This is a genomic window from Rhizobium sp. P1_E1 (assembly GCF_056406015.1).
In genome coordinates this window covers 77,865-98,577 of record NZ_JBFUAY010000008.1, presented here as the reverse complement: position 1 = coordinate 98,577, position 20,713 = coordinate 77,865, and the positions used below count along the sequence as shown (strand labels likewise).

The following is a 20,713-nucleotide window of genomic DNA, read 5'->3' as shown; positions in this document are numbered from 1 at the left end:
CCGCTTTGCCATGAAAGCGTCTGTTCTGCGCCGCAATCAGCGTATAATCACGATTCATGACCATGGGACATACGACACCCAACCCGATTCATCAGGGCCCGGAGCTTGATCGCCCGGTGGGTCTGCCGCCGCGGCGCGGGCCGATCCGCCGCCTGCTGCGCTGGGGTGGCTTTGCCTGCCTGCTGGCAATCGCCCTGGTGTTCGGCGGTTTTCTGCGTTTTGCTGATTCGGTGACGACGCTCCGGCCGCCGGCCGAGCCGAAGGCGGATGCGATTGTGGTACTGACGGGTGGCTACCAGCGCATCGACCAGGCCGTGGAGCTGTTGCAGAAGGGTGCCGGCAAACGCTTGCTCATTTCCGGCGTCCACCCGACGACGACGCCGGCACAGATCCGCAAGATGACGCAAGGTTCAGCCGATCTCTTCTCCTGCTGTGTCGATATCGGCTACGATGCGATCGACACGATCGGCAACGCCGAGGAAGCTTCGAACTGGATCCACGCCAAGGGGTACCGGAGCGTTCTGATCGTCACCAACAACTATCACATGCCACGAAGCCTCGCCGAACTCTCCTATGTCGATCCCGACATCGAATTCATCGCTTATCCCGTGGTCAATTCGGATTTGAAGAGCAGCAACTGGTTCACCGACCCGAATGCGATGCGCGTCATGCTTGCCGAATATGCGAAAGTGCTGCTGGCGGGCGCCCGCAACATCACCGGCTTCGGCCGTCACACCGGGCTGCGCTCGGCAAATGCGTCCGGTCAGCAATAGAGCCGCGCGTCCGATAGGACGCTCCATCGATTTAAAAGTTGCGCATAATCCTTTCGGAAAATCGATTCCGATATTTGGAAGGGATTATGCGCGAGGCTTTTACATCAAGGCGTCATCAAATGCTTTTTATGACCGGCAATATCGTGTAGGCCGGTCGCGTGAGCATGCCTCGGGAAAGTTTCATGATCGCCCTGCGTTCCGTTCTCTTCAACACGATCTTCTATGCCAACCTGATCATCCGGATGATCGTGCTCTCACCCTACTATTTCGTGGTGCCGCGCAAGATCGCGTATGCGATCCCGAAGAACTGGGCGCGCTCCAACCACTGGCTGATGCGAGTGATCGTCGGCACCACCTTCGAGATCGAGGGCCTGGAGAACCTGCCGGATGGCAGTTACATCCTGGCGCCGAAGCACCAGTCTTTCTGGGATACCTACGCGCTGCTGCCCTGGTTGAAGGATCCGGTCTATATCCTGAAGCGCGAACTGATGTGGATTCCCCTCTTCGGCTGGTATGCGAAGAAGCAGCGCATGATCCCGGTCGATCGCGGCGCTCGCGGCAAGGTGATGGTGGAAGTGCTGAAACGCACGAAGCAGGAGCTTTCGACCGGCCGCCAGCTCATCATCTATCCCGAGGGGACCCGCCGCGCGCCGGGCGCGGAGCCGGTCTATAAATACGGCATCGCCCGCATGTACCGCGACCTTAACCTCCCCGTCGTGCCGGTCGCCATGCATCCCGGTCTCTTCTGGCCGAGGCGGAGCATTCGTCGTTATCCCGGTCATTTCAAAGTGAGAATCCTGCCGCCGATCATGCCGGGAATGGATCCGGACGCCTTCTTCGCCCATTTGATCGAGGTATCGGAGCGGGCAAGCGACGAGCTTCTGCTCGAAACCGTCGAGCGAAATCCGCATCTGCCGCTCCCGCCGACGGCGATAGAAAGGCTGGCGGAGCTGCGGAAATTGAACGCTGCGACGGCCTGAGATTGCAGCGCCACGCGTCTCTTCGAGAGCCGCAAAGGATCCTGCAGCATTTTGAATGGCTGCATAACTCCTCAAATCGATACCGATTTAAGGAGTTATGCAGACGGCGCGCAGCCGCTCCACTTCGTTGACGACCTGCTCCAGCCAATGGTCGCGAATGCCCATCTCTTTCAGATGCGTCAGCGTATTGAAGACATAGGCATCATTCGGACCTGACTGGCCTTCTGCTTCGTTCACCACCCGTGCCGCCGCAACCGCATCCAGCGCGCCGGCATATTGCTCATGATCACGATCGATGATGTAGGCGACCGCTTCCACTCGGCGCCGGCCGGCAAGCTGCAGCCGCACCCGGCGTTCCAGGTAGACATTGGTGACCAGCTCGCGGGCGCGAAGATAATCGATCACCTCATCCCATTTTTCCGCAGAAATGCGGAAAGCCATGCCGCGGCAGGCGCCCCCCCTGTCGAGGCCGAGAACCAGGCCCGGATTGTCGCGGGTGCCGCGATGGACAAAGGAGCGGACACAGAGCGAACGCCTGTAGCCGTAGACCAGGGCCTCTGCCCGCTCCATGAACTCGAAGCCCGGATTCCACATCAGCGAACCGTAGCCAAACACCCAAAATTCGTCCATATCGCACGCCAGACCGGGAATCACATTTGCGATTCACCATTGGAGAACATCATGGCAGCGTCAAGCCAATCCGGCAGCAGCCAATCCGGCAGCGGTAAGAAATTCTGGTTGCTGGGTGGAGGCGTCCTCCTGGTGATCGCGCTTTATACCGGCGGCTGGTTCTATGCGGCGTCAGCATTGAAGACCACGGTGCTGAAGGCGATCGCGCCGCGCGATCAGGCAGGCGTCAGCGGCGAATGCTCCGATATCGAATTCCGCGGCTATCCCTTCCGCATCGGCCTGTTCTGCTCCAAGATCGACGTCGACGACAATGTCAACGGCGTCTCCGCCACCTTCGGCGCGCTGCGCTCGGCAGCACAGGTCTATGCGCCCGGCAATATCGTCTGGGAGCTCGATTCGCCGGCAGAAATCCGCACCGGCAACGGGCTTTCGATCTCGGCCCAATGGACGAACCTGCAGGCGAGTCTTGCAACCAGGCTGCAGGGCGTCGACCGAAGCTCGACCGTCATCGAGGGTCTGAAGGCGATGGCCGTCTCCTCCTACACCGGCCAGACCATCAGCTTCGATGCCGCCCGCACCGAAATCCATCTGCGCCAGAACGGCGCCGATCTCGATGGCGCGATCTCCGTGCAGGATGCCAACACGGCGATCAAGGACTGGCCGCAGATCTTTCCGAAAATGTCTGCCAGCATCGATCTGACCGTCGCCGGCAAGGCCGGCCTGATCGACGGCAGCGACCGAAGCGGCCTCAATGGCGCCACCGGTGAACTGCGCCGCATCGTCGCCGACATCGGTGACGGCAAGGTGATGACGCTCACCGGCCCCTTCTCCTTCGACGAACAGGGCTTCCTCTCGGGAAAATTCAAACTGGAGATCGAACAGCTCGGCCCCTGGGGCGACAGCCTGAAACAGGCCTTTCCGGATATCACCTCGACCGTCAACACGGCAACGAAGCTCTTGAAGGCGCTCGCCGGCGGCGGCGACAAGGTCTCTGTCGATCTCGTCGTCGATCGTGGCAATGCCACCGTCAGTGGTTTTATCCCGCTCGGCCGGATTCCGCCGATCTGATGCATCTCGCCCAAAAGTGTCCAGCGGTTTTGGGATATCGGGATGCATAGGAAATAGGAAAAAGCCTGAAGCGCATCGCATGATTCCGGTTCGACGCGATGCGTTTCAGGCTATTCGCTTGATGAAGAAGACTTCCGGCACCGATTGCAGGCCGGGCAGCTCGATGGCGCCAGTTTCGCAAAATCCGTTGCGGCGATGCCAGTCCTGAGGTCGGCTTTCGTCGCATTCACTCGACGTCATCAGCAGGCGGGCGCCGTCGCCGCGCATGGCTTCTTCCCAGGCGAGAAACAGCGCCGTTCCAACGCCCGACCGGCGATGCTCGGGCAGGACGCGGATCATTTCCATATAGGGAACCCTGCCCCAGAAGCGGGAAAAGCGCAGGAAGCCGACGATCTCGCCGGCCTGCCAGGCAAGGAGATATTCGCCGAGCGCGACGCAGCGCGATACCCATGCCTCACCGGAGCTGGCGTCCTCGCGAACCAGCCAGTCAATATCCGCCCGGCCGGCACGTGCCACCTCCACCATCGCGGCGGCTACTTCTTGTCCAGCGCATGACGACCGAAATCAGGCGCGTCGACATCCTGGCCGGCCTGGACGATCGAACGGCGGATGGCGCGTGTGCGGGTGAAGAGTTCGAAGATCTTGTCGCCCTCGCCCCAGCGGATGGCGCGCTGCAGATAGGCGAGATCCTCCGAGAAGCGCGCCAGCATTTCGAGGATCGCATCGCGGTTGTGCAGGCAGACGTCGCGCCACATGGTCGGGTCGGAGGCAGCGAGGCGAGTGAAATCACGAAAGCCAGAGGCGGAATATTTGATGACCTCAGACTCCGTCACCGTCTCCAGATCGTCGGCTGTGCCGACGATATTGTAGGCGATGATATGCGGCAGGTGCGAGACGATGGCGAGCACCTTGTCGTGATGCTCCGCATCCATCTCGTCGACCTTAGAGCCCAGCGCTTCCCAGAAGCTGCGCAGCCGCTTAAGCGCCGTCTCGTCTGTGCCGGCGACCGGCGTGAAGATGCACCAGCGGCCTTCGAAGAGCCCTGGAAAGCCGGCATCCGGGCCGGATTTTTCGGTGCCGGCCAGCGGATGGCCGGGGATGAAATGCACATTATCAGGCATATGCGGCAGCATCTGCGCAATGACAGAAGCCTTGGTGGAGCCGACATCGGTGACAACAGCCCCGGGCTTCAGGCTTCCCGAGATCTCCTTCGCCACACTTTCCGAGGCGCCGACCGGCACCGAGACGATCACCAGATCAGCATCCTTGACGGCATCCTGCGAAGACGTCGTGTAGCGGTCGCCGAGGCCGAGTTCTTCCGCGCGCTTCAGCGTATCGGGGCTGCGTGTGGCGACAACGATCTCCCTTGCAAGACCAAGCCGTCTGATGTCGTAGGCAAGCGAAGAGCCGATCAGGCCGATGCCGATCAGCGCAATCCGATCGAACTGCACGCTCATGCCTGATGTCCCATGAATTCGGTGAGCGCGGCAATCACGCCGCGGTTGGCCTCCTCAGGACCGATGCTCATGCGCAGCGCATTGGCGAAACCATAGCCGCGCACGGCGCGCAGGATGTAGCCGCGGCTGGTCAGCAAATCGTCGGCATCCGCGGCCCGCTTGCCGTCGATCTCGGGGAAATGGATGAGGACGAAATTGGCGACAGACGGCGTCACCTTCAGCCCGATCGCTTCGAGCGCCTGGGTCAGCGTCTCCACCCACATCTGGTTGAAGGAGACGGCCTGCTGGATGAAGGCCTGGTCGCGGATGGCAGCGGCAGCGGCGGCAATTGCCGGCGCGTTCAAGTTGAACGGCGCACGCACACGGTTCAACGCATCGACGATCTCAACGGGCGCATACATCCAGCCGACGCGCAGCGCCGCGAGACCATAGGCCTTCGAGAAGGTGCGGGTCATCACCACGTTGGCATTGGAGGATACGACCTCGATGCCGGCTTCATAATCGTTGCGGCGCACATATTCGGCATAGGCGGCATCGAGCACGAGGACGACGTGTTTCGGCAGTCCGGCCTGCAGGCGGCGGATCTCGCTGACGGAAACATAGGTGCCTGTGGGATTGCCGGGATTGGCGATGAAGACGATTTTCGTCTTCTCGGTCACCGCGGCAAGGATCGCATCGACATCGACGGTATAGTCCTTCTCCTTGACGACGACAGGCGTGGCGCCCGCGCCCAGGATCTGGATCTTGTAGACGAGGAAACCGTGCTCGGTGATAATGCCCTCGTCGCCAGCACCGAGGTAGACATGGCAGAGCAGGCCGAGCAGCTCGTCGGAACCGTTGCCGCAGAGGATGTTTGCCGGATTGAGACCGTGCACGGCGGCGATCGCCTCGCGCAGTTCGATCGCCTGCCCGTCAGGATAACGCCCCAGATTGTCGGCAACCGTCTTGAAGGCCTCGATTGCCTTGGGGCTGGCGCCGAGCGGCGTTTCGTTGGACGAAAGCTTGTAGACGCGGGCAACACCCGGCGCATGTTCCTTGCCCGGCACATAGGCTGCGATATCGAGAATACCGGGACGCGGAACGGGCTTGCTCATCTCAACGCTCATGGGTTCGACCTTGGAATTGCCGGAAATCCGGGCTGAAAAACACCAAGTGGCATTAAAGCGGAATGCGATTGTTGTCGAGAGGTATGGGCGTGACACAAGCAGTTGGAGACCGCCGATAGCGACGTCATCTACTGCTTAATTCCTTAAAATCGGAATCGATTTAAGGATAAAATTATGCAGCAATTCAAAGTGCTACAGCGTCCTTTGCGCGTCTCAATAGACGCGCGGCGCTGTAGTGCGTGTGGTCGGCACGCCATGCGGTGCGAGAACCGGCACGAAGACGCGGCGGGAGGCCCGCGCCGCAACCGGCAGCCCCTGATAGAGCCGCTTCTGCGCTTCGACGATGATGACGCCCGAGAAGGCCGGCCACAATGTTCGGCCGATCCGCTCGAAGGCGCGGCGAAGCCGCAGGATGGTCCTGAGCTTCGAGGGCGGGAAGAACAGCGCTTCAGCCGTTGCGCCCGGTGTGAAGTTCGTCTCGCGCAGCAGATTTGTTAACTGACCGCGGGAATAGGGCCGGCCCGAACCGAAGGGCGTATGCTCCATGCGCGCCCAGACGCCGCGCCGGTTCGGCACGACGATGACCAGCCGTCCGCCCGGCGCCAGCACCCGCCAGAGCTCCTTCAGCGTCTCGCGCGGGCTTTCGGCGAATTCCAGCGAATGCACCATCAACACCCGGTCGATTGAAGAATCCGGCAACGGCAGTTCCTCGTCGAAAATCAGCGCCGTCGTCGAGAGCGAGCCCATCGGCCAGTTCACCGCGCCCTGCCCGGCCGGCATGAAAGCGAAGGTACGCTCGGTATCGGCCTGGAAACGGTCGAGGAAGGGCACCGCATAACCGAGCCCGACCAGACGCTCCTGCGGCAGCCGCACCCAGAGCGATGACAGCGCCATGGCGATCGACTGCTCGGCAAGACGTCCAAGCTCGGAGTGATAGAATTGGCGTAGGTCGACGATATCGGCGTGCATTGCGACAAATGTTATCAGGGGGCGGTTGGACTTCAAGGCCGGAACCTCTACATTTCCGCGAGACTCCTGGGATAAGGGATTATTGGACGATGAAACCTTTGGAATTAGACGTTTTTCTCTGCCGCACCGACAATTTCGGCGTTCTCGTGCACGATCCGGAGACAGGTTTTACCGCGGCGATCGATGCGCCGGAGGAGGCGCCGATCCTGGAAGCGGCGACACGTCGCGGCTGGAAAATCACCCATATCTTCACCACTCATCATCACACCGATCATGTCACCGCCAACCTGGCGTTGAAGGAGCAATTCGGCTGCGAGATCATCGGCCCGATCAACGAGGCTATCGCCATTCCCGGCCTCGATCGGACGATGGCCGATGGCGACAGCTTTCATTTCGGCGATCACACGGTCAACGTCATCGAGACGCCCGGCCACACCGCCGGCCACATCTGCTATCACTTTGTCGACGATAAGCTGCTGTTTGCCGCCGACACGCTGTTTGCGCTGGGCTGCGGCCGGCTGTTCGAACGCCCGGCTGCCGACATGTGGCATTCCCTGCAGAAGCTCGCCGTTCTGCCCGATGAGACCACCGTCTATTTCGGCCATGAATACACATTGTCCAATGCCCGTTTCGCGCTGACCGTCGATCCCGACAATGAGCGCCTCAAGAGCCGCGCCGCCGAGATCGAAGCCTTGCGCGCCGACGGCAAATTCACCATCCCGACGACATTGGGGCTGGAAAAGGAAACCAACCCGTTCTTGCGCGCCGCCGACCCGGCGATCCGCCGCAATCTGCTGATGGAAGGCAAGACGAACGAGGAAGTCTTTGCCGAGATCCRCAAGCGCAAGGACAATTTCTGATGTCGCCCGAGGACATCATCCGCGAACTCGGCATGCAGCCGCATCCCGAAGGTGGCTGGTACGTGCAGACATTCCGCGATCCGGCGGGCGGAGAACGCGGCCACTCGACGGCGATCTATTATCTGCTGACCAGGGGACAGCGTTCGCACTGGCATCGCGTCCACGATGCGGCCGAGGTCTGGCATTATTACGCCGGCGCGCCGCTCTCGCTGCACCGCTCGGAAGACGGAACGGCAAGCGAGACCCTGACGCTCGGAACGAATCTTCCTGCCGGCGAGCGGCCGCAGGCGATCATTCCCGCCAATTGGTGGCAATCGGCCGAAACTCTCGGCGATTTCACCCTGGTCGGCTGCACCGTCTCGCCCGGCTTCGAATTTACAAGCTTCGAGATGGCGCCGCCCGATTGGAAGCCCGGCAGCTGAAGCCTATTCTGCGGCCGCGGACTGCGCCGGAATTTTACGGCGAAACATCTCCTGGGCAGCCAACACCGCCCCGCCGGTCACCAGCAGGCAAGCCAAGGCAATGCGCCAGCTCGGCTCGGCAAATCCGAACAGCACCAGAATAAGCGTCGAAAGCAGCGGTGCTGCGTAACTTGCCGCGCCGAGGATCTGGATGTCGCCGTTCTTGACGCCATAATCCCAGACGTAGAAGGCCGACCCGACCGGAAAGAGGCCGAGCCCGATGACGGCGACCCATTCGAAGCCGGTTTCCGGCCAGACGGTCGTCTCCAGGCCGAGATGGCAGAAGAGCGACAGGATGGAGGTCGCAAGGCAGAAGCCGGTGACGACATCCGTGGAGACGGCGTCGAAACGGCGCGTCAGCAGCGAATAGCCGGACCACGTGAAAGCGCTGAGAAAGGCCGCCCCGTAACCGACGGCATAGGCGCCGTCGAAATCGATGCCGTTGCGGCCGACGATCAGGAAGGTGCCGCAAAGCCCGGCAAGCGCACCCGCCACATGATACCAGCGCAGCCGTTCGCCCGGCAGCAGCGCCGAACCGACGACGATCAACAGCGGCCAGAGATAGGCGACCAGCCCCGCCTCCACCGCCGGAGCGTTCCGGAGCGCAGTGAAGTAGAGGAAATGATACCCGAAAAGCCCTGAAATACCTGTCACCCAGACCTTGGCCGGCTGCTTCAGCAGCGCCAGCCGCGCGGGGTTGAGGATAAGCACGACGAGGCCGGGAATGCTGCCGATCGCAAAGCAGATGGTTGAAAGTTGAAACGGCGGCATCTTGCCGGAGGCAGCCGTCAACAGCGCCAGGAACGACCACATCAGGATGGCCGTAAAACCGATCAACGTCGCGCGAAGCTTCACCTGTCCCCCTTCACGGAGACAGAAGCCCCGTCAGCTGTTGCTGCCGTATTTGACGGCAGTGATCGTCACCATTCCATATTCGGTTGGAATGCGCACATAGACAGGAGCGTATACATTTGCCGCGTCCGACTTGGCAAACCAGATTTCCATGCGGTCGCTCTTGCTCAGATAGTCGATGTCCTTGCGGCCCTTCTTGTAGCCCGAGCGCGGCACGAAGCGCACGCCGCAGACAACAGCCTTGCCCTTGAAGCCATTGGTGGAAAAATCCTCGTCGCCCTTTGGCGACAGCACCAGATCCATGCGTGTCTCGCCGTCGAAGATCGGCAGCGTCTGCGAGCAGACCTTGGTATCGCCGGTGAAGACCAGGCCGGAGATCGGATCGAGCACCGAGCGCATGTCGCGCGGCGTGACGTCGATCCAGTTCTTCGGACGCTTCGGCATCGGTGTCGTCGTCGCCGAGATGATGTTGCCGTTGCGGTAGCTGACCTCGTAGACGCGGGCCTTCCTCTTGCCGCTCTTGTAGTAGAGTGAGTACTTCAGCGCCTGCAGCCTGTCATTGCGCACGACCCCGGTGACGCTGGTCTTCGCCGAAATCGTCGTGATGAGATCGGCAAGACCGGAGGAATTGATGTCGCCGGCGATCGTGTAGCTGTGATCGTCCTCGATCTGCGTCAGGAACGCCGCGCGCGCGATCGGCAGGCCGGCGAGCGCTACCCGGTATTCCGTCCGATGCTGGATTTCGGCCGCCGATGCCGGTATGGCAAGAAGTGCGGCGGTGGCCGAAATGAAAATCCGTCTGCCCGAATGAGCCATGGAAAAAAGCCTTGTCTTGCTGCGCGCTGGCAGGCCCTTGCTGAGCGCTCTATACTCCTGCCGTGAAGGGAAGAAAACAGCAGCTTTTTGACAGAATTGCGGGAAAGGCCAAGGTTTGGCTTGACGCGCGCGGCCTGTCTGACTATAGAACCGCAACTTTCCAATCATGCCCGTTGGATTGCGCGCCTGGCTTTGCCGGGAATGGCAATTCGATGGCCCGAGAAAAACAAGAATAGGTGTTCCATGTCCCGCGTGTGCGAATTGACCGGCAAGGCCGTCCTGACTGGTAACAATGTCAGCCATGCCAACAACAAGACCAAGCGCCGGTTCCTGCCGAACCTGTGCCAGGTAACGCTGATTTCCGACGCTCTCAACCAGCGTTATCGTCTTCGCGTTTCGGCTGCCGCTCTTCGCTCCGTCGAGCATCGTGGCGGCCTCGATGCCTTCCTGCTGAAGGCTAGCGAGAACGAATTGTCGATGCGCGCGCGCCTGCTGCGCCGTCAGATCGCCAAGAAGACCGCCGAAGCCGCTGCTGCGTAAGCTTCTGCCCTTCTTTCATACGGCTTCAAAAGGCTTGAACGGATAATACCGGACAAGCCTTTTGCTTTGCCGGTTTGCTCCTCCAACTGGTGGCATCACCCAGGATAAAAAAATGCTGAAGACCCGCTATACCATCGCCTATGTCGCGCTGATGACGCTCGTCGTCGTCGCCTCCAACTTCCTCGTCCAGTTTCCGCTGAACGCCGAAGTCGCAGGCATCAACCTTGCCGACATCCTGACCTGGGGCGCCTTCTCCTATCCGATCGCCTTCCTGATCACCGATCTGACCAACCGCCAGTTCGGCCCGCAGGCAGCCCGCAAGGTCGTGTTTGCCGGCTTCGTCGTCGGCGTAACGCTCTCCTTCTTCACCTCGGTGCCGCGCATTGCCATCGCTTCCGGCTCGGCCTATCTCGCCGGCCAGCTGCTCGATATCGCCGTCTTCAACCGCCTCCGCCGCCAGGCCTGGTGGCGCGCCCCGCTGGTCGGCTCGCTGATCGGCTCGGCGCTCGATACGGTGATGTTCTTCTCGTTGTCCTTCGCCGCGTTTTTCGTCCTCCTCGGCCCGAACGATCCCTTCGCGCTGGAAGCAGCCCCTATCCTCGGCGTCTTCGCCACGGAGGCACCACGCTGGATTTCCTGGGCGATCGGCGATTTCGCCGTAAAGATGATCGTCGGCCTCGTCATGCTGCTGCCCTATGGTGCGCTGATGAACGTGCTGCGGCCGATGCAGGCCGCTCGCGCCAGCTAATTTGGATTACGGACGCCGCCGGACTGCACCGGCGGCGATGGCAGGATGCAGCAGCACCTCCGCCGCCAGATCGTCGATACCAAGCGATGAATCGAGCCGCAGCACCGGCGCTGTCTGTGTTTCCAGCCATTGTTCATGTGCCGCAAGGCTGCGGCGCTCGGTACCGGCCGTGTCATAGCTGGCCGCCCATTCCAGGAATTCCCCGCTTTTTGCGGCCATGTCGCCGCCGGGCCCGATTCTGCTGCCGTAGCGGGCAAGCTCCCGCGCAAGAATGCGCGCCATTCTAAGCTCGGGGTCTATCCTGAGGAACACGATCAGATCGTAGAGCGGCTCAATCGGCCTTCCCCATTTCAGCGCCGATCCGGAGAGGACCCAGCCGTCGTGCCGCGCCGCTTCCTCGAGCAGCAGCCGGATGCGCTCGTCGGCATTCCTCGGCGTCGTGAACGGCGGATCGGTCGGCATCCAGAAGAAATCGTCGGTGTCGAGATGGGCGATATCGAGCCTTTCGGCAAGCGCGCGGCCAAGCGATGTCGTGCCGGAACCGGACGCGCCCAGGACGTGGATATGCACCATGAATCTCCCTCCAAAGACTGCTTCCCGATACGGCAGCCGGCCGATTGCGGCGGGATAGCCGAGGCATAGGACATCGGTCTGACGTGAATCTAGGCATCGTGCTTTCCGAAAATCGATTCCGATTTTCGGGCCGATGGCTTGGATCAATTCCGCTTCTGGGAACTCGGCGCTGCCCACGCGGCCTCTTCCGAAAGCCGGAATTCCAGCATCAGATTGCGCTGCAGGATCGAATGATTGTCGTCCGAGACCAGAATGATATGAGTCGTGCCGTCCGCAGCCTGGAAAGCATCGAGCCCTTCCATATTGTCGATCTGCGAGTTGAAATTGCCTTCCAGCAGCAATTCGCCCTCAACGACGGCGCCAGGCCTGATAGCGGCGCCCCGGATGCGCCGAAGACGCATGCCGATGCCTTCGGCCATGTTGAAGCGACGCTCCAGCAGCAGCAGGTCGCCGTTCGGCAGGAAGGCGCCGTCAGTGATGTCGAAGCTGCCGTCCCGCTTAACCGCGATACGCCCTTTCAGCGGCCCGCTGAGAATGGCCGCCAACCGGTTGCCGTCTTTGTCGAGACCACGTTCGGAGACGATGACCACGCCGCCCCTAAGTGGGCTCGATGCCGGCGCCACGGTGATGGTCTCGATGCCGCGATTGTCGCTCAGCATCTTCCGCGGGATGAGGATCGGCAAAGTGGCGATCGCGCCCGAATCGGCAAAGCCGGGATCGGGATAGACATCGACGCGATGATCCTGCTCGAAGGAAACCAGGATCCGGTCGCCGTCGAGCGCCAGGCCCTCGGCATCCATATGCCCCTTGCCCTCGAAGCTGCGCCCGGCGCTGTTCTTCATCGGCGTGATCTCGACATCCGAAAGACCGGAAAGCCTGCCCTTGACGTCACGTTCGATGCTGCCGGTCAGCCACTGGCCGGTATCGAGCACGACGACGAAATGTTTTTGGTCCTGCCGGAAACGGATGGAGGAGAGCGAGCCGAACAACGCTCTGCTGGAGACCATCTCCAGACCGCCGACAAATTCCAGCGATCCGAATTTCGTCTCCGAAGAGCCGATCCTGAAATCGGAGATTTGTCGGCTAATGACCGGCACGTCGTCGCCGGCCCACGACGGGAAAGCGCCTGACGCGATACAAAGAACAATCGACGCCGTATGGCAGAGGCGCTTGAGCGTCATGCCAGGCATTTCCTTTGAGCGGCGTCAGCCGGCACGGCGTAGCCGGCCGCCGCGCGGCTGGACGGATTGGTCTTCGAACAGCGAAGCAAGCTGCTCGGTCATCGCACCGGCAAGCTCATCCGCATCGACGATCGTCACGGCGCGGCGATAATAGCGCGTCACGTCGTGACCGATGCCGATCGCCAGCAACTCGACAGGCGAGCGCGTCTCGATCTGTTCGATGACGGCGCGCAGGTGCCGCTCCAGATAATTGCCCGGATTGACCGACAGCGTCGAATCGTCGACCGGCGCCCCGTCCGAGATCATCATCAGGATGCGGCGCTGCTCACGGCGCGCGAGCAGGCGATTATGCGCCCAGATCAGCGCCTCGCCGTCGATATTTTCCTTGAGTAGGCCCTCGCGCATCATCAGCCCGAGATTGGCGCGCGCGCGCCGCCACGGCGCGTCGGCCGACTTGTAGATGATGTGGCGCAGGTCGTTGAGGCGGCCCGGCGTCTGCGGCTTGCCGCCGGCAAGCCAGTTTTCACGCGCCTGCCCGCCCTTCCAGGCTTTGGTCGTAAAGCCCAGGATCTCGACCTTGACGCCGCAGCGCTCCAACGTACGGGCGAGAATGTCGGCGCAGGTGGCGGCAACCGTGATCGGCCGGCCACGCATCGAGCCGGAATTGTCGATGAGCAGGGTGACGACGGTATCGCGGAACTGGGTGTCGCGCTCCATCTTGAAGGAAAGCGCCTGCATCGGATCGATGATGATGCGCTGCAGCCGGGCCGGATCGAGATAACCCTCTTCCAGGTCGAAATCCCAGGAGCGGTTCTGCTGCGCCATCAGGCGGCGCTGCAGCCGGTTGGCGAGACGGCCGACCGCGCCCTGGAGATGCGCCAGCTGCTTGTCGAGAAAGGCGCGCAGGCGCTCCAGCTCGGCGGCGTCGCAGAGTTCCTCGGCGGTGATGATCTCGTCGAACTCTTCGGTAAAGACGTGATAGTCGACCTTTTCGTTGAAATCGGCGAAAGGCGTGTTTGGACGGCGGGTCTCGCCCGGCGTTTCCGAATCGTCCTCGCCTTCTTCCATCATGTCGTCGTCGGAGATTTCGGCGCCTTCGGTCTCGCCGTCCTCCATCTGCTCGTCGGCGACCTCGCTGTCCTCGACAGGGGCGGCATCCGTGCCGGCATCCTCGTCGACCTCGTCCTGGTCCTGCTCGTCGCCGCTCGACTGGTCTTCCTGCTCCGACTGATCGTCATTGTCGGCATCGCTGTCGTCGTCGCCGTATTCCTCGGCCATTTCCATGGCCGACAGCATATTGCGGATGACCTTGGCAAAGGCTTGCTGGTCGTTGATCGCGCTCGACAGGTTGTCGAGTTCAGGCCCTGCCTTGTCCTCGATAAAGTCGCGCCAGAGGTCCAGCACCTTGCCGGCGGAGCCCGGCGGGCGCTGGCCGGTCAGCTTCTCGCGCACCATCATCGCAACGGCTTCGCCGACCGGTGCGTCTTCCTGGCGCTCGATGCCGGTGAAATTCGCCTTGGAGTATTTCTCTTCCGTCATGGAGCGCAGGTTCGACGCCATGCCCTCCATGCGCAGCGCGCCGATCGATTCGACGCGCGCCTGCTCAACCACATCGAAGATCGCCCGGGCGTCCGAGCCCTGCGGCGCCATCGTCGCATGCACCTTCTCGTCATGGCAGGCAAGGCGCAGCGCCATCGAATCGCCGAGACCACGAGTGACCGCCAGCTCATGCGCCGTCGGCCGCTTGGAAAGTTCCGGCAACCGAATGCGCTCGCCGGTCATCCCCGGCCGTTCATTGGCGAAGGTCACCTCGACATCGCCGTCGCCGGCGATCGAGCGCACGCAGCCGGTTATCGCCCGGCGCAATGGCTCGACGTCGACAGGCGCGCCGGGTTTTGCTTTCGAATTGTCACCGCGAGCTGCCATGATCGGTCGGTCTCAAGCCCCGAGAACGATGTTGGCGGCACTTTCCTTCAGCTCGACGCCGAAAGCGCGCTGATAGTGCTCGGCGACCAACGGGCGTTCCAGCTCGTCGCACTTGTTGAGGAAGGTGACGCGGAAGGCGAAGGCAAGATCGCCGAAGATCTCGGCGTTTTCGGCCCAGGTGATGACCGTGCGCGGGCTCATGACTGTGGACAGATCACCGTTCATGAAGGCCGCGCGCGTCAAGTCGGCGACGCGCACCATCTTCGAAACCGTCTCGCGGCCGTTCTTGTCACTGCCGAAGCTCTTCACCTTGGCGGCGACGATATTCACTTCGTGATCATGCGGCAGGTAGTTCAGCGTGGTGACGATCGACCAGCGGTCCATCTGCGCCTGGTTGATCTGCTGCGTGCCGTGATAGAGGCCGGTCGTGTCGCCGAGGCCGATCGTGTTCGCAGTCGCAAACAGACGGAAGGCCGGGTGCGGCCGAATGACGCGGCTCTGGTCGAGCAGCGTCAGGCGGCCGGAGGATTCGAGCACGCGCTGGATGACGAACATCACATCGGGGCGGCCGGCATCATATTCGTCGAAAACGAGCGCCACATTGTGCTGGTAGGCCCAGGGCAGGATGCCATCCTTGAACTCAGTGATCTGCAGCCCGTCCTTGACGACGATTGCATCCTTGCCGACGAGATCGATACGGCTGACATGGCTGTCGAGGTTGATGCGCACGCAAGGCCAGTTGAGCCGCGCCGCCACCTGCTCGATATGCGAGGACTTGCCCGTGCCGTGATAGCCGGAGATCATCACGCGGCGGTTATGGGCGAAGCCGGCGAGAATGGCGAGCGTCGTGTCGCGGTCGAACAGGTAGTCGGTATCGAGGTCCGGCACATAGGCGTCGCCCTTGCTGTAGGCGGGAACGCGGATATCGGAATCGATGCCGAAGGTCTCGCGGACCGAAACGGTGGTATCGGGCAGTTCGGATATATCAAGGTCGATCTTGCTCATCATGTCTCCAAGGCGGGTGATGCCACCCGGCCATACTATCTCAGGCCATGTCGCAACCGTGACGCCGCGTTTTTTATTCCGCGCCCGTCCAGGTCGGAACGTCGGCGATGCTTCTCCGGGACTGAAACGAAACCTCGGCGGGATAATGACCGCGTGCGAGCATTCTTGAAAGAGTCCCGGACAAGAAACGCCGCGTCCGGAAGGTCGGCGGAGGCGATGTCGGGAAAACGCACAAATATGAGCCGCGTTTGCCTGCGGCCTCAGCCGATTTGGACCATACCCGATTGAAGCCCAAGAGCAAGGACGGGAATTAACAAAAACCGTTCTGCTTCAACAATTGATAGGCCTGGATGACGGCGCGGAAACGCTCCTCCGAGCCGCGGTCGCCGCCATTGGCATCCGGATGGTGTTTCTTCACCAGTTCCTTGTAGCGGCTCTTGATCTCCGCCGATGTCGCATTGGCGTCGAGGCCCATCGTTTCGAAGGCCTTGGTTTCGAGCGATTTCAGCTTGCGCGCCTGGGGGAAACGCGGCCCGCTGCCCTTGCCGCCTTCCTTGACGAAGCCGAAGGGATCGCGAACACGCGTATAGGCGCCGGAGCGCACCTCCGAATGCAGCGGACTGTCCTTCGCCGCCTTGTTGACGCCGACCGTCCATGTCGGCCGGTGGCCGGTGATCGCCTCTTTCTGGTAACGCGCGATCTCGCCRTCCGAAAGACCGGAGAAATAATTGTAGCCCTTGTTGTATTCCTTGACGTGCTCGAAGCAGAACAAAAAGAACTGGCCTTCGGCATTGCGGCCGACGGGAGCGCGATGCGCCCCCTTCTTGTCGCAGCCGTCCCACTGACAGGTAGGCGGCGCCTGCTCTGTCTCCTGCTCGCGTTTGCGGCGTGTTCGGATGCGATCGAAATATTTGGAATCAAGTCTCATGACGGCGCTAATTATGGGGCTGTCGCGAAGCGACAACAAGAATTGACAAACGGGAATGTTGCTGGCTTGGTAGGTACCCTTTTCGCGAACCAGCAAGACCGGATGATGACCCTGCGAACCCGCATCGAAGAAAAACTTGTCGAGGCCTTCGCGCCCGAACGCGTAAGCGTCATCGACGAAAGCCATCTGCATGCCGGCCACCAGCCTGATATCACCGGCACCGGCGAAACCCATATGCGGGTGAGGATCGTTTCCGGAAAATTCGCCGGCATGTCGCGGCTGGCGCGCCACCGGGCAATCACCGACCTGTTGAAACCGGAGCTCGATGCCGGCCTGCATGCGCTGGCCGTCGAACCGGCAGCACCCGGCGAACCGACCCGCTGGTAGCGGCGCCAAAGCCTATATAGGCATTGGCGGCCCGCAATCCTACAGTGCCGCGCGCCTTTTCAGACGCGCTACACGCTGTAGCAATTTGATGACTGGGATCAGGTGGGCTTTGTGCCGTCTTCCCCGGCGGGACGGATGCGCAGCTTGGTGATGCGGTTCTTCTCCCGTTTCATGACGATAAAACGCTTGCCGTAGAAGGTGAAGGCTTGGCGCTCTTCCGGGATGGTCATCGATTCATGGATGACGAGGCCGGCAATCGTCGTCGCCTCCTCGTCGGGCAGGCTCCAGTCGAGCGCGCGGTTCAGGTCGCGGATCGGCACGCCGCCGTCGACGACGACGGAACCATCGGCCTCCTGACGCACGCCCTGTATCTCGATATCGTGCTCGTCGGAAATGTCGCCGACGATTTCCTCGAGAATATCCTCCAGCGTGACGATGCCCTGCACTTCGCCATATTCATCGACGACGACGGCGAAATGCTGCTTGCGGCGCAGGAAGGCGTTGAGCTGATCCTCGAGGTTGGTGCTGTCGGGCACGAACCACGGCTTCTGCGCGATCTTCACGATATCGAGGTTCTGCGGCTCCATGTTCGGCTCGGCAAGCGCCCGCAGCAGATCCTTGGCATGAACGACACCGATGATGTTGTCGATCGTGCCACGCCACAACGGCATGCGCGTATAGGGACTTTCGAGAATGCCGCGTACCACCGCTTCCGGCGGATCGTCGGCGTTGATCGCCCGCATCGCGGTGCGGTGGACCATGATGTCGGACAGTTCGAGTTCGCTGAGATCGAGCACGCCGCCGAGGCGGTCGCGGTCGGCCTTCACCACCGATCCCTCGCGGTGCAGTAGGTCGACGGCGCCACGCAGCTCCTCATGCGCCGTCAGCATCGATGTCTCTCGTGACAGATTGATGCCGAACAGCGAAAGAATCTGCCGCACGATCGCATTGACGAAGGAGGAAACCGGGCCGACGACGGTGACGAAGAGCTTGGCCGGCAGCGCGATGGCGAGAGCGAAGCGCTCAGGCGCCGAAATCGCCCAGCTCTTCGGCAGCACTTCCGCGAAGATAACCAGGATGACGGTCATCGCGAGTGTCGCTAGCGCCACGCCGGAACTGCCGAACAGCCCGAGAAAGAGGCTGGTGGCGATCGAGGAGGACAGGATGTTGGCGAGATTGTTGCCGATGAGCAGCGCGCCGATCAGCCGGTCGCGCCGCTCGATCAACTGCCGGACGAGGCCGGCGCGTTCGTCGCCGTTGACCTCGAGCGTATGGATACGGCTGCGCGAAACGGCGGTCAGCGCGGTCTCGGAGCCGGAAAAGAAGGCGGACATGAGCACGAGCGCCGTGATCGAAAGGATCTCCGGCCAGTATGTCTCGAGAAATGCCAGAGCGCCTTCGATCGACATCAGGCGCGTTTTTCCCGGAGAAAGCTGATCACTTCGGACGCCGGAACATCGTCGGCGACGAAGGACTGACCGATGCCGCGTGTCAGGATGAAGGTGAGCTTGCCGCTCTTGACCTTCTTGTCCTGGGCGATCGCGTCCATCAGCGTTTCGGCCGGCGGCAAGTCGCCTGGAATATCGGACATGCGGGTCGGCAGGCCGACCTCCTTCAGATGCCGCTCGACGCGCCGGGCATCGTCGGGGCTTGCAAGGTTCATCCGTGCGGAGAATTCATGCGCCAGCACCATGCCGATCGAAACGCCCTCGCCATGCACGAGGCGGGAGCTGTCATAGGCGGTCGCCGCTTCCAGCGCATGCCCGAAAGTATGGCCGAGATTGAGCAGCGCCCGCTGACCGTTCTCGCGCTCGTCGGCAACGACGACATCGGCCTTCGCCTGGCAGCTCGCGGCAATCGCCTCGATGCGCGCGGAGCCGCCGGTAAAAACCGCCTTCCAGTCCGCTTCCAGCCAGGCAAAGAAATCCGGCTTGTCGATCAGCCCGTATTTCGCGACCTCGGCGTAACCTGCGCGGAATTCGCGCGCGCTCAGCGAATTCAGCACATCTGTATCGGCCAGAACCAGGTCCGGCTGATGGAAGACACCGATCAGATTCTTGCCATGGCGGGAATTGATGCCGGTCTTGCCGCCGACGGAGGAGTCGACCTGCGACAACAGCGAAGTCGGCACCTGGACGAAGCGCACGCCGCGGCGGACGATGCCGGCCGCAAATCCCGAAAGATCGCCGATGACGCCGCCGCCGAGCGCGATGACGTAATCGTTACGCTCGACGCGGGCTTCGAGCACCTTGTCGCAGGCTGTGATCAGATGTTCGAAGCTCTTGGTCTTCTCACCGGCCGGCAGGACGACCTCAGCCGAGGCGATACCCGCTTCACCCAGACTTGCGACGAGGGCCTTGAGATAGAGCGGCGCGACATTTTCGTCGGTGACAACAGCCGCCTTGCGGCCCTTGAGCCGGGTGGCGATCTCGGCGCCGGCTCGCGCAATCAACCCCGGCCCGATCAGGATGTCGTAGGCGCGCTCGCCGAGCGGCACATGCACCGTTCGGATGGCGGAGGCGGAGGTTATCGCATTCATGACGCTGCACTTTCCTTCTGAGCTTCGATCACGGCCTTTAAGACCTCGTCGGCCATGATTTCCTTGCGCACGTCGCGCGAAAGCACGGTGATATCGGCCTGCGCATAGATCGGATAGCGCGCATTCATCAGGCCCTCGAGCGTCTGCTTCGGATTTTCGGTCTTCAGCAGCGGCCGCGTGTCGCGTTTGTTGACTCGCTCCCACAACACGTCGAGATCGGCCTTCAGCCAGACGGAAAGGCCGCCCCTCTTAATATGCTTGCGCGTCCGGTCGTTGATGAAGGCGCCGCCGCCGGTGGAGACGACACGCGGCCCGCTCTTTAGCAGCCGCTTCACCACCCGCGCTTCCAACGCCCGGAACTCTTGCTCGCCATAGGCGGCGAAAAGCTCGGCGATCGTCATGCGCGACACCCGCTCGATCTCCAGATCGCTGTCGATGAAAGGAATGGCGAGCTGGCTGGCGACGATGCGGCCGACGGAGGATTTGCCGGCGCCCATCAGGCCGACAAGGATCAGATTGCGTGAACCGAGCGCGGCGCGAGCTCTGTCTTTCAAGCTGTCAGCAACGGTCAGCAGTTGTTCACTCATCGGTCCATTCACACTTTGTTTGCAAACGGTATCGACAAATGCAGGTGGAGCGTCAAGTCGCGGACAAGGGAATCATGGCTTGAATACCGCTTCTTGCACTTGCAGATAGGCTTCTTATAACAGAAGCAGAGCATGAAGGAGTTGCTGAATGCCGACCCTGTTCCGTTTCCTGTTCGTCTGCGCGATCCTCGCCGGGACGGTCTACGGAGCGATGCTGGCGCTTGTGACCTTCGTGGAGCCGCAGCAGCGCGACGTGACGATCCGCATTCCGTCCGAGCGGGTCAATCCGCCCGCCACGGGTGCGATCGACACGACCAGGAAGTGACC

24 protein-coding genes are annotated in these 20,713 nt (G+C 61.7%); 9 read left to right on the top strand and 15 right to left on the bottom strand.

Annotated features, from left to right (window positions below):
- Positions 1–62 precede the first annotated feature (62 nt).
- Together AC1D1Z_RS05755 and AC1D1Z_RS05750 are read left to right on the top strand one after the other, a co-directional pair.
- Positions 63–773, top strand: coding sequence for a YdcF family protein (locus AC1D1Z_RS05755; RefSeq protein ID WP_018243787.1), 711 nt, complete (start codon positions 63–65; stop codon positions 771–773).
- 182 nt (positions 774–955) lie between these two features.
- Positions 956–1,753, top strand: coding sequence for a lysophospholipid acyltransferase family protein (locus tag AC1D1Z_RS05750; protein ID WP_131647605.1), 798 nt, complete (start codon positions 956–958; stop codon positions 1,751–1,753).
- 87 nt (positions 1,754–1,840) lie between these two features.
- On the opposite strand, the gene AC1D1Z_RS05745 is transcribed toward AC1D1Z_RS05750, so the two are convergent.
- Entirely contained in the window at positions 1,841–2,383 is a 543-nt protein-coding gene (locus AC1D1Z_RS05745; protein WP_131647604.1) for a gamma-glutamylcyclotransferase, read from the bottom strand.
- Positions 2,384–2,434: 51 nt separating this feature from the next.
- On the opposite strand from AC1D1Z_RS05745, the gene AC1D1Z_RS05740 reads away from it, so the two are divergent.
- Complete coding sequence (locus tag AC1D1Z_RS05740) at positions 2,435–3,451, top strand: DUF2125 domain-containing protein (RefSeq protein WP_131647603.1); 1,017 nt, start codon at positions 2,435–2,437, stop codon at positions 3,449–3,451.
- A gap of 105 nt (positions 3,452–3,556) precedes the next feature.
- On the opposite strand, the gene AC1D1Z_RS05735 is transcribed toward AC1D1Z_RS05740, so the two are convergent.
- From AC1D1Z_RS05735 to AC1D1Z_RS05720, 4 genes are all read right to left on the bottom strand, one after another.
- Positions 3,557–3,976 (bottom strand): GNAT family N-acetyltransferase, encoded by a 420-nt coding sequence (locus AC1D1Z_RS05735; RefSeq protein ID WP_112905392.1) that lies wholly within the window; start codon positions 3,974–3,976, stop codon positions 3,557–3,559.
- 8 nt (positions 3,977–3,984) lie between these two features.
- The gene (locus AC1D1Z_RS05730) at positions 3,985–4,908 is read right to left on the bottom strand and encodes a prephenate/arogenate dehydrogenase family protein (RefSeq protein ID WP_018243792.1); all 924 of its coding nucleotides are present in this window, start codon (positions 4,906–4,908) and stop codon (positions 3,985–3,987) included.
- Positions 4,905–6,002 carry a histidinol-phosphate transaminase gene (hisC, locus tag AC1D1Z_RS05725; RefSeq protein WP_018243793.1) on the bottom strand — a complete coding sequence of 366 codons (1,098 nt, stop codon included), beginning with the start codon at positions 6,000–6,002 and terminating at the stop codon, positions 4,905–4,907. The genes AC1D1Z_RS05730 and hisC overlap by 4 nt, the downstream gene beginning before the upstream one ends.
- A 225-nt stretch (positions 6,003–6,227) precedes the next feature.
- Positions 6,228–7,019, bottom strand: coding sequence for a class I SAM-dependent methyltransferase (locus AC1D1Z_RS05720; RefSeq protein ID WP_131647602.1), 792 nt, complete (start codon positions 7,017–7,019; stop codon positions 6,228–6,230).
- Between the two features lie 53 nt (positions 7,020–7,072).
- Between AC1D1Z_RS05720 and gloB the strand changes: the two genes are divergently transcribed.
- Both gloB and AC1D1Z_RS05710 read left to right on the top strand, forming a co-directional pair.
- A complete protein-coding gene (gene gloB / locus AC1D1Z_RS05715) occupies positions 7,073–7,843 on the top strand; it encodes a hydroxyacylglutathione hydrolase (protein WP_477849778.1) in 771 nt (256 codons plus the stop codon).
- Positions 7,843–8,265 (top strand): cupin domain-containing protein, encoded by a 423-nt coding sequence (locus tag AC1D1Z_RS05710; protein WP_131647600.1) that lies wholly within the window; start codon positions 7,843–7,845, stop codon positions 8,263–8,265. The genes gloB and AC1D1Z_RS05710 overlap by 1 nt, the downstream gene beginning before the upstream one ends.
- Before the next feature lie 3 nt (positions 8,266–8,268).
- On the opposite strand, the gene yddG is transcribed toward AC1D1Z_RS05710, so the two are convergent.
- Together yddG and AC1D1Z_RS05700 are read right to left on the bottom strand one after the other, a co-directional pair.
- Positions 8,269–9,159: an aromatic amino acid exporter YddG gene (gene yddG / locus AC1D1Z_RS05705; protein WP_113543683.1), complete on the bottom strand. Its 891-nt coding sequence runs from the start codon at positions 9,157–9,159 to the stop codon at positions 8,269–8,271.
- 30 nt (positions 9,160–9,189) lie between these two features.
- Positions 9,190–9,972: a DUF3108 domain-containing protein gene (locus AC1D1Z_RS05700; protein WP_131647599.1), complete on the bottom strand. Its 783-nt coding sequence runs from the start codon at positions 9,970–9,972 to the stop codon at positions 9,190–9,192.
- 243 nt (positions 9,973–10,215) lie between these two features.
- On the opposite strand from AC1D1Z_RS05700, the gene rpmB reads away from it, so the two are divergent.
- On the top strand, positions 10,216–10,512 hold the full coding sequence (gene rpmB / locus AC1D1Z_RS05695) for a 50S ribosomal protein L28 (protein WP_018243798.1): 297 nt from the start codon (positions 10,216–10,218) through the stop codon (positions 10,510–10,512).
- Between the two features lie 112 nt (positions 10,513–10,624).
- On the top strand, positions 10,625–11,260 hold the full coding sequence (locus AC1D1Z_RS05690; RefSeq protein WP_047620355.1) for a VUT family protein: 636 nt from the start codon (positions 10,625–10,627) through the stop codon (positions 11,258–11,260).
- Positions 11,261–11,266: 6 nt separating this feature from the next.
- Here the strand turns inward: AC1D1Z_RS05690 and AC1D1Z_RS05685 are convergent, their stop codons facing one another.
- From AC1D1Z_RS05685 to AC1D1Z_RS05665, 5 genes are all read right to left on the bottom strand, one after another.
- Positions 11,267–11,833, bottom strand: a complete 567-nt coding sequence (locus AC1D1Z_RS05685; RefSeq protein WP_028734278.1) for an ATP-binding protein — start codon at positions 11,831–11,833, stop codon at positions 11,267–11,269.
- 143 nt (positions 11,834–11,976) lie between these two features.
- Positions 11,977–13,014, bottom strand: coding sequence for an esterase-like activity of phytase family protein (locus AC1D1Z_RS05680; RefSeq protein WP_131647598.1), 1,038 nt, complete (start codon positions 13,012–13,014; stop codon positions 11,977–11,979).
- Between the two features lie 24 nt (positions 13,015–13,038).
- Positions 13,039–14,940, bottom strand: coding sequence for a cobaltochelatase subunit CobT (gene cobT / locus AC1D1Z_RS05675; RefSeq protein ID WP_018243802.1), 1,902 nt, complete (start codon positions 14,938–14,940; stop codon positions 13,039–13,041).
- A gap of 12 nt (positions 14,941–14,952) precedes the next feature.
- Positions 14,953–15,945 carry a cobaltochelatase subunit CobS gene (gene cobS, locus AC1D1Z_RS05670; protein ID WP_018243803.1) on the bottom strand — a complete coding sequence of 331 codons (993 nt, stop codon included), beginning with the start codon at positions 15,943–15,945 and terminating at the stop codon, positions 14,953–14,955.
- Positions 15,946–16,255: 310 nt separating this feature from the next.
- Entirely contained in the window at positions 16,256–16,873 is a 618-nt protein-coding gene (locus AC1D1Z_RS05665; protein ID WP_018243804.1) for a J domain-containing protein, read from the bottom strand.
- Between the two features lie 102 nt (positions 16,874–16,975).
- On the opposite strand from AC1D1Z_RS05665, the gene AC1D1Z_RS05660 reads away from it, so the two are divergent.
- On the top strand, positions 16,976–17,260 hold the full coding sequence (locus AC1D1Z_RS05660; RefSeq protein ID WP_018243805.1) for a BolA family protein: 285 nt from the start codon (positions 16,976–16,978) through the stop codon (positions 17,258–17,260).
- A 98-nt stretch (positions 17,261–17,358) separates the two neighbouring features.
- Here AC1D1Z_RS05660 and AC1D1Z_RS05655 read toward each other — a convergent pair whose 3' ends face one another.
- The 3 genes from AC1D1Z_RS05655 to AC1D1Z_RS05645 are packed head-to-tail and all read right to left on the bottom strand — an operon-like array spanning position 17,359 to position 20,386.
- On the bottom strand, positions 17,359–18,669 hold the full coding sequence (locus AC1D1Z_RS05655; RefSeq protein ID WP_131647597.1) for an HlyC/CorC family transporter: 1,311 nt from the start codon (positions 18,667–18,669) through the stop codon (positions 17,359–17,361).
- Positions 18,669–19,799: a 3-dehydroquinate synthase gene (gene aroB / locus AC1D1Z_RS05650; protein ID WP_131647596.1), complete on the bottom strand. Its 1,131-nt coding sequence runs from the start codon at positions 19,797–19,799 to the stop codon at positions 18,669–18,671. Before aroB ends, AC1D1Z_RS05655 begins: the two co-directional genes overlap by 1 nt.
- On the bottom strand, positions 19,796–20,386 hold the full coding sequence (locus AC1D1Z_RS05645) for a shikimate kinase (protein ID WP_130769066.1): 591 nt from the start codon (positions 20,384–20,386) through the stop codon (positions 19,796–19,798). The genes aroB and AC1D1Z_RS05645 overlap by 4 nt, the downstream gene beginning before the upstream one ends.
- Before the next feature lie 148 nt (positions 20,387–20,534).
- Here AC1D1Z_RS05645 and AC1D1Z_RS05640 point away from each other — a divergent pair, with 148 nt between their 5' ends.
- The gene (locus tag AC1D1Z_RS05640) at positions 20,535–20,711 is read left to right on the top strand and encodes a hypothetical protein (RefSeq protein ID WP_012759201.1); all 177 of its coding nucleotides are present in this window, start codon (positions 20,535–20,537) and stop codon (positions 20,709–20,711) included.
- The last annotated feature ends 2 nt before the right edge of the window (positions 20,712–20,713 follow it).